Origin of the sequence: Rathayibacter sp. VKM Ac-2927, assembly GCF_022815525.1 — a bacterium.
In the GTDB taxonomy this organism is placed as follows: domain Bacteria; phylum Actinomycetota; class Actinomycetes; order Actinomycetales; family Microbacteriaceae; genus Rathayibacter; species Rathayibacter festucae.
Genome location: NZ_JALGRT010000008.1, coordinates 165,323 through 180,181, shown reverse-complemented (window position 1 = coordinate 180,181; position 14,859 = coordinate 165,323). Strand labels below are relative to the sequence as shown.

Below are 14,859 nucleotides of genomic sequence, written 5' to 3'. Positions count from 1 at the left end.
GCGAGCCTCGCGAGGCACCCTTCCCCGCCGCCGGTGCGCCCGGGTGGAGGCGGGCTGCGCCAGAGTGGAGGCATGCGCAGACTCCTCCTCGGCCTCGCCACCAACGCCGTCGCCCTCTGGCTGACCACGCTCGTCGTCGCGGGCGTCCGCGTCGATCCGTACGAGCAGGGGCCGACCGCCGCGGTGCTCACGTACCTCCTCGTCGCAGTGATCTTCGGCGTCGTCAACTCCGTGGTCGGCGGGGTGGTCCGCGTCGTGGCCTTCCCGCTGTACGTGCTGACGCTCGGTCTCGTCTCCTTCCTGGTGAACGGCCTGCTCCTGCTGCTGACGGCCTGGATCAGCGGCCTCTTCGGCTTCGGCCTGGTCGTGGACGGCTTCTGGTGGGGCGTCCTCGGCGCCCTGGTGCTCGCGATCGTCAACTGGTTCATCGGGCTGCTCCTGCGCCCCTTCGCTCGCGACCGCCGCCGGGACTGACCGGCACGGTCGTCAGCCGGGCGGCGACGCGCGAGTCCGGCGCTCCCCGCCAGAGCGGGAACAGAGCGGCCCCGGTCGCCGCGAGCCGGGGGTCGGCCGCCGCATCGAGGGCGTGCCCGGTCGCGACGTAGGCGTCGAGGGCGTGCGCGGGCACCGGAGTGTCCCGCGGGATCCCTGCCGGGGAGTCGCGCTCGACCAGCACGACCCCCGGCTCCTCCGCCGCCGTCCGGCTGAAGCCGCTGAGCGCCGGCACCAAATCGTCGGAGTGCTCGATCGAGAGCGAGCGCGTCCCCTCCGGCAGGTCCAGCCCGCGCACCGGACTGCCGAAGGTGACGACGTCGTGCACGTCGTAGCGCCGCGACTGCGCCACCCGGAGGGCGACCAGCCCGCCCTGCGAGTGCGCGGCCATCGTGACGGGGGCCCCGGCGGGGATCCCGGCCGCCGCCATCGCCGCGAGCGCTCCCTCGACGGAGGCGGCGCGCCCGCCCGCCATCGCCTGCAGGTTCGACGGAGCCCCGAAGGCCTGCTCCGGGTCGGCGCTCCAATCGGTGGTGCCGGAGAGCGTGACGAGCCACTCCCCTCCATAGCGCTCGATCACCACCTGCGGACCGTCGGGATCGCTCGGCGGGATCCGCGCCGCGAGCTCCCCCCAGCCCGCCGGCGCGGCGAGCGGGTCCACCGGCGGCGGCACCCGCTCCACCCGCAGCTCCCGCTCACCCGGCGCCGGCAGCACGCCGAACACCGTCCCCAGGATGACGAGCGCCCCCGCCGCCGACTGCACCCCGTTCCCGATCACCTGCTCGGACGTCGGTCGCCCCACCGCGTCGGCCAGCGGCGGAGGGAGCAGCAGCACCCCGATCTCGGTGCCGAGGCCGATCGAGGAGATCACCCCGCGCAGACCCTCGATCAGGAGAGGGTCGCCCAGCAGCGCCCGGACGAGGTCCTCCCCCTCCTCCTTCAGGTCGGCCTCGGCACCCTCGTCCCCCGCGAGGGCTCGCGCCGCCGCCGAGACCGACCCGAACGCCGCGTCGGCCACCGCCCGGACCAGCACCGCGGCGTCCTCGACGGCGCCGGGAAGCCGCCGCGCGAGGGACTCGCCCGCACGCCGCTCGAAGAGCGCGACGGCGGTCTGCGGCCCGAGGATCCCCGGCATCCCCGGCACCGCGTCCTCCTCCGCCCGCTCGTACTCCGCCGCCGCCGCGGCGAGCGCCTCCCGGAGCGCCACCGCGTCGGCCTCGAGCAGGCGGAGCCGATCGCCGAGCGCCGCCGGCTCACCCGCCCGGGCCGGCGCCGCGAGCATCACCGCGGGGACGAGCCCGTCGCCGAGCACCGCGCACTCGGCCAGCCCCGCCGCGAGCCCCTCGAGCGTCCGCCGGCGCTCGTCGAGCTCGGCCGTCTCCACCCGCACCGGGGACGGCGCCCTCATCCGCCCGCCCCCACTGCCAGCCCGCGCGCCGCCGCCTCCGCCGTCGCGAGCCCGGCCAGCAGCTCGGCCGCCCGCTCGGCGTACTCCCGCGCCGCCGCCCCCTCCCAGTCGGCGTCGGGCAGGAGTCCGCCCGCCTCCCCGCGCAGCACCCCGATCCGCTCGGCGAGCGCCGCCACCGCCGCGCTCGGCCACGGCGCCGCCGCGCCCGTCGCTCCCCCTGCAGCCGCCTCGAGGCTCATCCGCCACCTCCCTTCTCTCGATGCCCGCGGCCAGCCTCGGGCACCGCGGTCGGCCACGGGCGGGCGCTCCCCGGAACGGTGGAGAGGTCGAGAATCCGCCCGCTGTGGAGGACCGCCGGTGCGCCATGATGGGCGGGTGACCCCCTCTTCCGCGCCGTCGGCGTTCGCCGTGTGCTTCGTCTGCACCGGCAACATCTGCCGGTCGCCGATGGCGGAGGTGGTGCTGCGCTCCCTCGCCGAGCAGGCAGGGCTCGGCTCGGTCATCACGATCACCTCCGCCGGCACCGGCGAGTGGCATCTCGGCGAGCACGCCGACCACCGTGCCCTCGAGGCGCTCGATCGCCGCGGACTCGACGGCGCTCCGCACCGCGCGCGGCTCTTCGACCCCGCGCTCTTCGAGGAGTTCGACCTCGTCGTCGCCCTCGATCACGGCCACGAGCGGGCGCTGCGCTCCTGGGCGCGCACCGACGTCGACCGGCAGAAGATCCGGCGCCTGCTCGCCTTCGAGCCGGGCCTCTCGGCGCAGGGCGACGTCCCCGACCCCTACTATTCCGATGCGGCGGCGTTCGACTCGGTGCTCGCGCTGATCGAGCGCGCGTGCCGGGCGCTCTTCGCCCAGATCGAACCGGGACTGCGCGGCAACCGCACGGTCCGCACCGACCCGCGATCGAGCCTCCAGAGCGCGCGGGACCCCCGAGAACCGGAAGGCACCACCGCATGACCTCGCTCCCTCCCCAGCCGCTCAGCCCGCTCGACGGCCGCTACAGCGCCGCCGTCTCCGCCCTCGGCGAGCACCTGTCGGAGGCCGGGCTGAACCGAGCGCGCGTGCACGTGGAGGTGGAGTGGCTCCTCGCCCTCACCGACCGCCGCCTCTTCGGATCCGAGCCGGTCGAGGCCGCCGACGCCGAGGAGCTCCGCCGCCGCGCCCGCGACTTCGGCCAGCCCGAGATCGACCGCCTGGCCGAGCTCGAGGCCGTCACCCGCCACGACGTGAAGGCGGTCGAATACCTGGTGCGCCAGTGGCTGGCCGAGCTGGGCCTGGATCGCATCGCCGAGCTCACCCACTTCGCCGCGACCAGCGAGGACATCAACAACCTCTCCTACGCGCTCGTCGTCCGCCGGGCCGTCGAGGACGTCTGGCTGCCGAAGCTGCGCTCGGTCGTCGCCTCCCTGCGCGAGCTCGCCGTGCGCTACCGCGACGAGTCGATGCTCAGCCGCACCCACGGCCAGCCCGCGACGCCGACGACGATGGGCAAGGAGTTCGCCGTCTACGCCTTCCGCCTCGAGCGGGTCGTCGTGCAGCTCGAGGCCACCGAGTACCTCGGCAAGTTCAGCGGAGCGACCGGCACCTTCGCGGCGCACCTCGCGGCGGATCCGGACACCGACTGGGCGGCCCTCGCGGCGGAGTTCGTCGGCTCCCTCGGCCTCGTCTTCAACCCGCTGACCACCCAGATCGAGTCGCACGACTGGCAGGCCGAGCTCTACGGCAAGGCCGCGCACGCGAACCGGATCCTGCACAACATCTGCACCGACGTCTGGACCTACATCTCGCTCGGCTACTTCCGGCAGATCCCGCAGGCCGGCGCGACCGGCTCGTCGACGATGCCGCACAAGATCAACCCGATCCGGTTCGAGAACGCCGAGGCGAACCTCGAGCTCTCCAGCGCGCTGCTCGACTCGCTCGCGCAGACCCTGGTCACCTCGCGGCTGCAGCGCGACCTCACCGACTCGACGACCCAGCGCAACATCGGCGTCGCGTTCGGCCACTCGCTGCTCGCGCTCGACAACATCGCACGCGGGCTGCTCGAGATCGACCTCGACCCGCGCGCCCTCGCCGCCGACCTCGACACCAACTGGGAGGTGCTCGCGGAGGCGATCCAGACCGTCATCCGCGCCGAGGTCGTCGCGGGACGCTCCTCGATCACGGACCCGTACGCGATGCTCAAGGACCTCACCCGCGGCAAGCGCCTCGGCGCCGAGGACCTCGCGGTCTTCGTCGACGGCCTCGACATCGGCGCTGCCGCGAAGGCCCGTCTGCTCGCGCTGACGCCCGCCGGCTACACCGGGCTGGCCTCGGAGCTGGTCGACCGCCTGAGCTGAGACGCCGTCGAGCTCGCCTGCGGGGGAGCTCGACGGAGACGGCCCCCGGCGCGGATGTCGGGGGTCCTGCCTAGGGTCGGAGCATGTCCCCCGATGCGGTCCCCCCGGACTGCGCCCTCGACGGCTGCCGCACGGCCGCCGAGCCGGGCGCGCCGGTGGCGCTCTGCAGCGCGCACCTCGGGCTCGCGCACGACTGGGTGGCGCGCGAGGACGGCGTCGTCGACGCCCTCCCCTCGCCGTGCCTCGTCTGCGGCTCGCGGCTGGGCGTCCGGCACCCGTCGGGCTGGCTCTGCGCGGCCTGCGAGTGGCGGCTCGGCGACGCGCCCGACGGCGAGCTGCCGCCACCGCGGGTCGAGGTCGTCTACTACATCCGCTTCGCCGGGCGGATCAAGATCGGCACCAGCGGCAACCCTCGGCAGCGCCTGCACCGCCTGCGGCACGAGGAGCTGCTCGCCTTCGAGCGCGGCGGGCGGACACTGGAGCAGCACCGCCACGCGCAGTTCGCCGTCGAGCGGCTGGAGCGGACGGAGTGGTTCACCCGCAGCGCCGCGCTCGACCGGCACGTCGAGGCGGTGCGGGCGGGCGAGCCCGACCCGTGGGCCCTGTACCGACGCTGGTGCAGCGAGGCGCTCGCACTGCGGACCTGAGCCGCCGCGGGGTCGCGCGGCCGGCCGGCACGCCCTCCGACCGGTCAGCGGGTCCAGGCGCCCAGTCAGGGCGACCAGGCGCCCGGTCAGCGTGTCCAGGCGTCGACGAGCAGCGACCCGCGGATCTCGCGCAGCTCGTCGAGCAGCCGGTCCACGAGCCCCGCCGAGACGCCCGACGCGAGGACGTCGTGCGGCCCGAGCGGAGGCAGGCGCCCGGTCCGCACCCGCACCACCTCCCAGCCGACGGCCCGCAGCGCGCGGTCCTTCCGCCGGTCCGCCTCCTCGCGATGCCCCACGTGCTCGAGCCCGTGCCGCCCCGTGGAGTCGTACTCGATCGCCACCCGCAGCTCGCTCAGCACGATGTCCGGCCACGCCTCCAGGTGCTCGAAGAACGGCCGACCAAGCCGCACCGCCGTGAACCCCGGCTCGAACTCGAGCCGCTCGGCGAGCAGCGTGCGGAGCCGCGCCTCGACCGCCGACGCGGGCGGAGGCGCGCAGGCGCTGACGAAGGGCTCTCCCTGCGGGAGCTGCGGGGTCTTCGAGCAGATCCGCGGCGGGCGCGATCTCGTCGGCGTGCGGGCGGGACGGGGTGACCGAGCAGCAGCGGACTCGGGGACCGGGGCCGACGGGCGCTCGATCACCGGCTCCACCGCGGGCCGCGGCGTCCGGGGCTTCGCGAGCGCCGCGCAGTCGGGGCACCAGGACGAGCGCCGCCGCTCCCGGCCCGGACGGTGCCGCTGCTCCTCGGGAGTCGCGACGAACACGTGTCCCGCGTCGCACAGCCAGCACAGATAGACGTCGGCCGCCGGCGGGATCTGGCTGAGGACGATCCCCCCGTTGTACTCGGGCCGGTACTGGAGCACGAGCACCGGGAACGACGCCCACGCCTCCCGGTACGTCCCCACCGGATACGGGACGTCGACCCCTCGCGAGAACCGCCGCCGCTCCCACCACCGCCCGATCGCCTCCGCCACCCCCGCACGCTAACCCGGACCACCGACGCCGCGGCGTTCATCCCGATCGAGGAGCCCGCGGAGCAGGCGTCTCGAAGGGGATCGGCGGGAGAGGGGGAGCCTGCAGCCCGCCGTGCTGAGGACGGTGGGTCTCGATACGCCCCTGCGGGGCTACTCGACCGACAATGCACGACCAGCAGGGCGCGTGTGGCTACTCCTGCGGCGAGGGGCGGCGCCGGCGGGCGAGGAGGGCGGCGGCGAGACCGAGGACGAGGGCGGCCAGGCCGCCACCGAGCCACGGGCCGGGATGGGCTCCCGAGTCGGCCAGGGTCGTGGTCACCTTCGGGACGACCGGCGTCGGCGAGACGACGGTCGTCTCGCCCGGTGCTCCGCACTCCCCGCGATGGACGACCGTTCCGTCCTTCGTGGCGAGCGTCTCGACCCAGTAGTAGTCGCCGGGCTCGATGAACCGGGTCTCACCGGACCAGTAGGAGACGTCCTCGTTCAGGCCGGGCGTCGTGGCGACGGGGCTGCCCGATCCGTCGAAGACGCGGTTCGCCGGCGTGCACGTGTCCTGGTCGCCGCTCCTTCTGAACGCCTCGAACGTGATCACCGCACCGGCCGGGACCCAGCCGTTCACGACGGCCTCGTCCCGCACCGGGTCGCCCACCTGCACTGCCGGGGTGGCCTTGGTGTGGACGTCGGGAGTGTGCACGATGGTCGTCTCGCCGGGCGCTCCGCACGCACCCTGGGCGAGGATCCTCCCGTCGTAGGAGTGCAGCTCCTCCACCCAGTGCACGGCGCCCGCGGTGGTGAAGACGACCGGGGGCGAGGTGTAGGTGCCCGCCTTCTCGACGACGACCGGGGTGCCGGTCGTGTCCGCCGCCAGCGTCGCCGCGTCGCAGACCGGCGGCACGCTGTCAGCGGAGGATCCCGTGTCGGCAGCCGCCCGGTAGGCCTTCCACACCAGGTACGCGCCCTTCGGCGTGTCCCCGGTGACGATCGCGTCGTCGGTCGCGCCGTCGTGGACCGCGCTGTCGGTCTGCGCCTTCGACGACACATCGGGCACGGTCACCTTCGTGGTCTCCCCCGGCACTCCGCACTCGCCGCGGTGCAGGACGCGGCCGTCCTTCGTCCGCAGCGTCTCCACCCAGTGATGGACGCCCGGCTCCGCGAAGCGGACCTCGCTCGACCAGTACGACCTCTTCTCGTTCCGCCCCGGGGCGACCGCGACGGGCGACGTCGAGCCGTCGTAGACGCGGGACTCGACGGTGCAGGAGGCCCTGTCGCCGGTCTGCCGGTACGCCTCGAAGGTGATCACGGCGCCCTCCGGCACCTCGCCGTCGACGACCGCCTCGTCCTTCGCGGTGTCCGACAGCGGCACGGAGGGCGTCGCCTTCGTGCGGACCTCCGGGGTCGTCACGCGCACGACCTCGCCCTTCGTGTTCCACCCGTCCGCCCAGCCCGTGGTGAAGAGCGTCTCGGGGGCGGACCAGACCCAGACGATGTGGCCGGCCGAGTCCGCCGGCGCGGTCGCCGGCTCCGAGCTGAAGGTGCCGGGTCCCTCGACGACGATGCTCGAGGTCGTCAGGACCCTGGCGTTCTCCGGTCTCGTCGCCGGGACCGCTCCGGTGCCGGGCAGCCAGTAGGCGGTGCCGGTGAAGGTGACGGGGACGCTCCTGCCGTCCTTCCTCAGCCAGGCTCCGGTGTCCTTCACCGTGAGGGTGTCCGTGGAGGTCGTGGCGACGGGGATCTCCTCGTCGGTGACCTGCGTCTCCGCCGCGACCGTCGTCGGCGAGAGATGCGTCTCCGCGACCAGCCCGAACCCGTCCGACCAGGTGTAGCCGTCGGGGAGGAACGGCTTCACCCGGTCCGGCTGCGACGCCTCCTCGACGCGCCAGACCCAGGTGTAGAACCCGGCCGAGGGGACCGTCACTCCCGGGGACGTGTACGTCCCCGGGCCGGTCGCGGTCAGCTCGACGCTTCCGGCGACGGGCGCGCCCGGTGGCACCGCGTCGGACTGCGCCGGCTGCTCGGCGTACGGACCGTGGAGCGTGCCGCGGTAGACCACCGGCACGGGCGCGCCGTCGAGGGTGCGCCACTCCCCCGATCCGGGCGCGACGCCTGCCGTGACGGTGTCGGTCGCCTGCGTCCCGGCCTCCACGCGTCGTGTCGAGACCTGCGTCGATCCGATCGGCGAGAACAGGTTCGGGATCGGCGCGGAGGCCGCCGTGGCGGCGGCGATCGTGAACGAGCCGTCGATCTTCTGCCCCTTCGACGCGGTCCACTGCTCGGAGGTCACCCCTGGAGCCCAGGTCATGATGTTGCCCAGGTAGCCGGAGGCACCCGCCACCCGGATCTCGTCGGTCCGCGCCTCGACGGCGAAGGAGGGGCCGGCGCTCGGGACGACGCGGAACGTCCGCGACTCCCCGCCCTTCATCGTCGACTCCCCGGATCCGGTGTCGTCGAACACCGCGTTCGTCAGATGCACCGTCCCCGTCTGCCCGGGCGGATCGGTCCGAGCCGTGACTCTGCCGGTGGCCGCGCTCGACTGCATGTCGAGACTCAGCGACGCCGACCCGGACGTCCGCCCCGGCTGCACCGCCGTCACGCCGGCGGCCTCCGCCCGGTACTGCCGCAGCAGCCCGAGCACGGCGTCGCGGTTCCCGCCGGCGCGGGCGCTGTAGTAGACGTCACCCGGCATGCCGTTGCCGTTGTACGCGGCGTTGTCCGCCACGTCCCACACGTACAGCGCGACGGCGGCCGCGGTGTTCGCGTCCTCCGTGTTCCCGTGGACGTCCATGACGTAGCTCAGTCGTGCGAGCTGATCCGGCGACAGGGAGTTCCAGTCGCTGTTCAGCGACGGACCGGACGTCGGGCTGTACGGGATCGACGCCCTGATCTGCCGGCAGTAGGCCAGCGTCCCGTCCGGGTGGCGATAGGCGCCGAGGAAGCCCTTCCCCAGGTCGAAGCCCGCGCCGTGCGTGGCCGCCGACGCCGACAGCGGCGCGAGGAACGACGAGGTCACCGCCAGCGACGTGCCCGCTCCGCCGACCAGTCCCGCCGCCAGGAGGCCTGCGGCCAGCCGGCGCCCCGCCCGCATCCGGCCGCGGTGGGCGCCGCTCGGCCACACCACCGCTCGTCTCCGGACACGCTGCCCGCCCACCGCGGCTCTCGCGGGCTCCCCCGCCCGTCGTCGTCGATCCATGCCGTTCTCTCCCCTGCGTGCGTCGAGGCTCGCGCCTCACGCGAGCGCCGGATGCGATCGCGTACCGGCACGCGAGAGGCGTGCCGACGGAGACCACGGTAACCGTTCGGTGGGATCATGATTCCGCTGGCGCGAATCATCCGGTACCCAGACGGTGTGGCAATACGCGCCTGTGGGACCGCGATGCGATCCCGTGCGGGAGGATGGGCGTCATGCCTTCGTCCGCGTCGTCCACGAGGAGCCGAGCGACCCCGGAGGAGGCCGATCTGGCCGTCCGGGTGGTCGGCAGCGAGATCAACCGGGGGATCCTGCGGTCGCTCTCCCGCGCGGCGCGTCCCGAGCAGGGCCTGCTCTTCGGCGAGCTGGTGGAGGCGATCGGCCCGGAGCTGCCGACCGGCCGCGCCACGACGACGAGCCTCTACCGGCACCTCATCGAGCTGGAGGACGCCGGAGTGGTTCTCGGCAACCTCCCGCGCGAGCAGCGCCGCGGCCGCTCGGTCCAGTACCGCATCGTCGCGTCCCGCCTCGAGGAGATCTACGCGCGGAGCCTGGCGTACGCGCTCGGCGAGACCAGCCGCGACGACGTCTCGCCGTAGAGCGTCCGGCTCGCCGGGCGAGGGTGCTGCCGCACTGCGGACGACGGCGGGTCTCGATACGCCCCTCCGGGGCTACTCGACCAGCATGAAGCGGGGGTGCCGAGGCATGGACCCACCTCCTGCTGCCTTCGAGGCATGCAACCACGCTGCTGACGACGGCGGGTCTCGATACGCCCCTCCGGGGCTACTCGACCAGCATGGGCGCGAACCCGTCAGCAGAGCTCCACCGCAGGTGCGAGCGCATCGCGGAATCGCGTGCCAAGCGATTCCGCGCAGCGGACGCTACACGCTCTGCGGAACCCGGCCGCCTCAGGGAGCCGACCGCGGGGAGGAGCGACGCAGTCGCACCGACCTAATGAGCACCGTCCTGCTCGTCGAGGTCGGCGATCTCGGCCTCGTCGGGCTTGAAGGTCAGCGAGAACATGGCGATGGCGACGAGGACGACGATGAAGGCGACGCCGAAGCCGATCAGGGCGACGACGAACTCGCGGGTCGACATCAGCACGACGAGGCCGACGAAGGCCGCCATCACGGCGGAGAGGCCGACGAGCTCGAGCGGACGCAGGCGGTCCTTGCGGGTGGGGCGGAAGGTGCGCGGCGCGAAGTCGTCGTCGGAGGGCGACGGCTCGGAGGGGGCGGGGTCGGGGGCGGTCATCGGTCTCCTCCGGTGGTGGGGGTGGAGGGTGCGGCGGCATCGGCGCCGGCGGCCCACTTGAGCGAGAACGCGGCGATCGCGAGGAACACGGCGAGCATCACGGCGTACGCGCCGAGGAGTCCGACCGAGACGACGGGGTGCGGCGGGAGGAGGGCGAAGACCGCTCCGAGGAGGGCCGTGCCGAGGCCGACGATCAGCGCGTCGCGGGCGGCGAGGCCGGTGCCGCGGCGGCCGCTGGAGAACTCGAGCGAGCCGGAGACGAGCGCCCAGCCGGCGATCAGCGCGATGAACGGCAGCAGTGCCGCGACCGGCAGCGCGACGAGCGCGAGCACGCCGGCGGCGAGGGTGATCCCGGCGGAGGCGAGGGCGAGCGTGCGGCCGCGACCGGCGAGGGTGCGCAGGCCGATCACGAGGGCGACGGCGCCGCTGAGGATCGCGAAGCCGGCGAAGACGGCGAAGCCGAAGGCGGGGCCGTGGTCGGGCGAGAAGGTGATCACCACGCCGGCGACGGCCGCGACGGCGGCTCGCGCGAGGTGGAGGGTCCACAGTCGGCTGGCGGTGTCGGCTTCGGCCACGGTCAGGCCTCTCTGGTGGTGCGGGCGGGTCGGGGTCGCGCGAGGGCGGGGACCGAGCGGCGTCGCCGGGTCCGTCGGTGCGGTGTCCCGCACGATCCGGAGGACGCGCCGGCCCGGAGCGGGCGGCCGCCTCCGCGGACCCTGCGATTTTACGCTCCCCGGGGCGCTCCCGGCGCCGGGAGCCTCCCGAGCGCCGGGATGCTCGGCCACCGTGCAGGTGACGACCCCCGTTCTGAGCACGCACCGAGCCCGCCTCGGAGCGCACAGCGTGTTTCCGCGGGGTAAACACCGCGGATCCGATCAGCACGGACTCGTGGCGCACAGGAGGCGCTCGCTATCGTGGGTCCCACCCGCGCGCCTCACCCCCGGGCGCGATCACCACACCCCCCCAGGCTCAGGACGTCCACCCCCGCCGTCCGGCCCGCCGCTATCCCCTGGAGTTGATGCCTTGAACGGACTGGATCTCGCGATCCTCGCGCAGCGAGCACGCGATCTGGCCTTCAGCAAGCTGGTCGCCGGCGGTTTCCACCGCTTCGGCAAGGGTTCCCGCATCTGCCTGCCCTTCCGGATCGGACCCGGGCAGGGCAAGCGGATCTCCATCGGCGAGAACGTGCTGATCAGCGCGAACTGCATGCTGATGGTCCCGACCGACGACGCGCCCACGCCCGCCCTGATCATCGGTGACCGCGTGCGGATGAACATGACCGCGATCAGCGCCGTGCAGAGCGTGGTCATCGAGGAGGGCGTCGGCATCGCCCGCGGCGTCTACATCTCGGACCACTCGCACGGCTTCAAGGACCCGACGCGCTTCATCCGCGACCAGGGCGTCGACCGGATCGCCCCGGTCCGCATCGGCCGCGGAGCGTGGCTCGGCGAGAACGCCGTCATCATGCCCGGTGTGACGGTCGGCCGCGGCGCGGTGATCGGCGCGAACGCCGTCGTCCGCGAGGACGTGCCGGACTACTCCGTCGCCGTCGGCGTGCCCGCGCGCGTCATCCGGACCTTCGCGTGAGGAGCGCCGTGCCCGACCAGACCGTTCCCGACCAGACCGCGCCCGACCGGACAGCGCCCGACCGGACCGCGCCCGACCGGACGGCGCCCGAGCCGACCGCGGACGGCGTCGTCCGCGACGTCGTCTTCACCTTCTCCTACGAGACCTACACGGACGCGGCCCGCCGCGGGATGATGCGCCCGCCGGACCGGATCCTGCACTCGCTGATGGAGAGCCCGCAGGTCGGGCGCCTGATCGTGGCGAACCCCTTCCGCTTCCTGCCGACGACGCTCGTGCGCGGGGCCCTGGGCCGCGAGGTCGATTTCCCGTCGACGCCGCAGCGCGTCCTGCACACCCCGCTGCGCCTGCGCCGCTCCGACCCGACCGACATCGCCGGCCTGGAGAAGGAGTACCGCGCCTACGACCAGGGGATCGCGAAGCTCGCCGACGAGATGGAGCTCGTGCGCCCCGTCGTCGTCACGACCAGCCCCGTCGTGGCCGGCTTCTCGCCGTTCGAGTGGGCCGAGCACGTGATGTTCTTCGCCCGCGACGACTGGACGACCTCGACCCGCTGGAAGGGCCACTGGCCCGCCTTCCAGGAGGCCTACCGCCGCGTCGCGACCAGCGGCCGCTCCGTCACCGCCGTCTCGCAGGAGATCATCGACCGCATCGCGCCGACCGGCCCGCACGCCGTCGTCCCGAACGGCGTCAGCCCGGAGGAGTGGACCGGCCCCGTGCCCGACGCCCCCGAGTGGCTCAGCCGCATCCCCGGCCCGCGCGCCCTGCACGTCGGCACGCTGGACGACCGGCTCGACGTCGAGGGGATCGTCGCGGTCGCGACGGCGCACCCCGAGCTGCAGATCGTGCTGATGGGCCCGCAGCCCGACCCCGGCTACCTCGCCCCGCTCGCCCCGTTCGCGAACGTGCACCTGCACCACTCCGTCGGCCGCCGCGAGCTGGTGGCGACGATGCGCAACGTCGAGCTCTGCCTCCTCGCGCACCGCCGCACCCCGCTGACCGAGGCGATGAGCCCGCTCAAGCTCTACGAGTACGTGGCGAGCGGCTGCCCGGTGATCTCCGTCGATCTGCCGCCGATCCACGGCATCAGCGACCGGATCCGCATCGTGCCGACCATGGCGGAGTTCGCCGCGGTCGTCGACGACGCGCTCGCCGACGGCCCGGCCACCGAGGACGAGCGCCTCGGCTGGATCCATGCGAACTCCTGGGCCGCCCGGCACGAGACGGTGCTCGACATCCTGCTCGACCGGAACGACGGCCGCGCCCGCGCGGGCGGAGCCACCCCGTCGGCGCTGCAGGCGGGCTAGGTCAATCCACCCAGGGGTCCGACTCCGAAGTAGCCAGGGAACGGGCGCCTCACTATCGTGGGGGTGGCACCGCGGCCCGTTCCGCTGTGCCCTCGTCCTCGGACGGCGAGCACTCGCCCAGGCGCAGGAGCGGATCACGCCGCGCCGGCACCGCGTCGCACCCGACGTCACGATCCTCACCCGCCCGAGAACCACCCGACCGACCAGGACCACGATGCAGCGCAGGCTCCCCGCCCCACCCCGCGCGCGTCCCCCTGGGCGTCGACCCGCCGATGCCCGGGACGCCCCCACGTCCTGACGCACTCCGGGGAGAGCGCGGTCACGACGCCGCCGGATCTCCCTCCCACCGGGCCGCTCCAGTGCAGAGCGGAGCTCCCGCCCGGCTCCGCGCCGCCCCAGCACCACCAGCACCACCCACCCCCCACAACACCCAGCCCTGCACTACCGCCTCAGTCAGCTTCCGCCGGAGGAGAGCCCGAGAGCTCCCCCGGACGCAAGAAGGGTCGCCATGTCACAGTTCCTGTTCGTCTGCTCCGGTGGAGGGCATCTCAAACAGCTCTTCACCCTGTCCTCCCGCTTCGGGATCGACCCCGCCGACCAGCACTGGGTGACCTTCGACAACGGCCTCAGCCGCTCCCTCCTCGAGGGCCGCCGCGTGACCTACAGCCGCTTCGCCGCTCCGCGCGACGCCCGCCCGATCGCCGAGAACGCGCTGATCGCGCACCGGATCCTGGCCAAGGGCGACTACTCCGCCGTCTTCAGCACCGGCTCGAGCCCCGCCGTGTCGTTCATGCCCGAGGCCTCGCTGCGCGGCATCGAGTGCCACTACATCGAGAGCGCCGCGCGCGCCGACGGCCCCTCGATCACCGGCAAGATCATGGCCCGCCTGCCGGGCGTGAACACCTACACGCAGTACCCGGTGTGGGCGGACGAGCGCTGGCTCTTCGGCGGCTCGATCTTCGACGCGTACACGACCGGTCCCGACGAGCCGGTCTATGCGATCCGCCGCGCGGTGATCTCCGTGGGCACCCAGGACCTCTACCCCTTCGACCGGCTGATCGCCGCGTCGGTGCCGCTGCTGAAGGACGCCGAGGTGCTCTGGCAGACCGGCCTCGCCGACGTCTCCCCCTACGGCATCGAGGGCCGCGCGAGCGTGCCGCACCACGAGCTGCAGGAGGCCGTGAAGGAGGCGGACGTCGTCATCGCCCACGCGGGCACCGGCGCCGCCATCACGGCCATCGAGAACGGCAAGGTCCCGATCCTGGTCCCGCGTCTCGTCGCGCGCGGCGAGCACATCGACGACCACCAGATCCAGATCGCCCGCGAGCTCGACCAGCGCGGCCTGGCCATCGCGGCCGCGCCGGAGGAGCTGACGGAGGAGCTGCTGCTGCGCGCCGCGAGCCGCACGGCCGCGCTGGCCCCCACCGTGCCGCCGTTCCGCTTCAGCCCGTCCCGCGCGCGCTCGCGCCGCCGCGCCTCCGCGAGCGTCCCCTCCTGGCGCCCCGAGCGCGGCGACACCCGCTTCGAGACCGCCTGACGCGGGGGCCGCTGCGCCCTCCGCGCGCCGTAGCACCTCCGGCACGCCGCACCACCTCCGGCTCGCCGAATCCCCACGATTCCGCGAGCCGGAGCGGTCTCCACGTGCCGGACAGCGTCGTCACCACTACCGC

At 73.9% G+C, this 14,859-nt stretch carries 14 protein-coding genes; 8 read left to right on the top strand and 6 right to left on the bottom strand.

Annotated features, from left to right (window positions below; genetic code table 11):
- Nucleotides 1-72 precede the first annotated feature (72 nt).
- Entirely contained in the window at nt 73-474 is a 402-nt protein-coding gene (locus MT353_RS19985) for a phage holin family protein (RefSeq protein ID WP_123705656.1), read from the top strand.
- On the opposite strand, the gene MT353_RS19980 is transcribed toward MT353_RS19985, so the two are convergent.
- Nucleotides 425-1,900, bottom strand: coding sequence for a hypothetical protein (locus MT353_RS19980; protein WP_243625707.1), 1,476 nt, complete (start codon nt 1,898-1,900; stop codon nt 425-427). The genes MT353_RS19985 and MT353_RS19980 overlap by 50 nt on opposite strands.
- Entirely contained in the window at nt 1,897-2,139 is a 243-nt protein-coding gene (locus tag MT353_RS19975) for a hypothetical protein (RefSeq protein ID WP_243600328.1), read from the bottom strand. Before MT353_RS19975 ends, MT353_RS19980 begins: the two co-directional genes overlap by 4 nt.
- A gap of 136 nt (nt 2,140-2,275) precedes the next feature.
- On the opposite strand from MT353_RS19975, the gene MT353_RS19970 reads away from it, so the two are divergent.
- The 3 genes from MT353_RS19970 (at nt 2,276) to MT353_RS19960 (ending at nt 4,886) form a co-directional block, all read left to right on the top strand.
- A complete protein-coding gene (locus MT353_RS19970; RefSeq protein WP_243625706.1) occupies nt 2,276-2,860 on the top strand; it encodes a low molecular weight protein-tyrosine-phosphatase in 585 nt (194 codons plus the stop codon).
- Complete coding sequence (purB, locus tag MT353_RS19965) at nt 2,857-4,239, top strand: adenylosuccinate lyase (protein WP_243600326.1); 1,383 nt, start codon at nt 2,857-2,859, stop codon at nt 4,237-4,239. The genes MT353_RS19970 and purB overlap by 4 nt, the downstream gene beginning before the upstream one ends.
- 83 nt (nt 4,240-4,322) lie before the next feature.
- A complete protein-coding gene (locus MT353_RS19960; RefSeq protein WP_243600325.1) occupies nt 4,323-4,886 on the top strand; it encodes a GIY-YIG nuclease family protein in 564 nt (187 codons plus the stop codon).
- A gap of 86 nt (nt 4,887-4,972) precedes the next feature.
- On the opposite strand, the gene MT353_RS19955 is transcribed toward MT353_RS19960, so the two are convergent.
- Entirely contained in the window at nt 4,973-5,860 is an 888-nt protein-coding gene (locus MT353_RS19955) for a hypothetical protein (protein WP_243625705.1), read from the bottom strand.
- 190 nt (nt 5,861-6,050) lie between these two features.
- Complete coding sequence (locus MT353_RS19950) at nt 6,051-8,975, bottom strand: hypothetical protein (protein WP_243625704.1); 2,925 nt, start codon at nt 8,973-8,975, stop codon at nt 6,051-6,053.
- A 284-nt stretch (nt 8,976-9,259) separates the two neighbouring features.
- On the opposite strand from MT353_RS19950, the gene MT353_RS19945 reads away from it, so the two are divergent.
- Nucleotides 9,260-9,643, top strand: coding sequence for a hypothetical protein (locus MT353_RS19945; RefSeq protein WP_243625703.1), 384 nt, complete (start codon nt 9,260-9,262; stop codon nt 9,641-9,643).
- A gap of 352 nt (nt 9,644-9,995) precedes the next feature.
- Here MT353_RS19945 and MT353_RS19940 read toward each other — a convergent pair whose 3' ends face one another.
- Nucleotides 9,996-10,298, bottom strand: coding sequence for a hypothetical protein (locus tag MT353_RS19940; protein WP_260321427.1), 303 nt, complete (start codon nt 10,296-10,298; stop codon nt 9,996-9,998).
- On the bottom strand, nt 10,295-10,873 hold the full coding sequence (locus MT353_RS19935; protein WP_243625764.1) for a hypothetical protein: 579 nt from the start codon (nt 10,871-10,873) through the stop codon (nt 10,295-10,297). The genes MT353_RS19940 and MT353_RS19935 overlap by 4 nt, the downstream gene beginning before the upstream one ends.
- A gap of 448 nt (nt 10,874-11,321) precedes the next feature.
- Here MT353_RS19935 and MT353_RS21775 point away from each other — a divergent pair, with 448 nt between their 5' ends.
- The 3 genes from MT353_RS21775 (at nt 11,322) to MT353_RS19920 (ending at nt 14,726) form a co-directional block, all read left to right on the top strand.
- The gene (locus tag MT353_RS21775; protein WP_123734729.1) at nt 11,322-11,885 is read left to right on the top strand and encodes a DapH/DapD/GlmU-related protein; all 564 of its coding nucleotides are present in this window, start codon (nt 11,322-11,324) and stop codon (nt 11,883-11,885) included.
- A gap of 8 nt (nt 11,886-11,893) precedes the next feature.
- On the top strand, nt 11,894-13,189 hold the full coding sequence (locus tag MT353_RS19925; protein WP_243625702.1) for a hypothetical protein: 1,296 nt from the start codon (nt 11,894-11,896) through the stop codon (nt 13,187-13,189).
- Nucleotides 13,190-13,697: 508 nt separating this feature from the next.
- Nucleotides 13,698-14,726 carry a glycosyltransferase gene (locus MT353_RS19920; protein ID WP_243625701.1) on the top strand — a complete coding sequence of 343 codons (1,029 nt, stop codon included), beginning with the start codon at nt 13,698-13,700 and terminating at the stop codon, nt 14,724-14,726.
- The last annotated feature ends 133 nt before the right edge of the window (nt 14,727-14,859 follow it).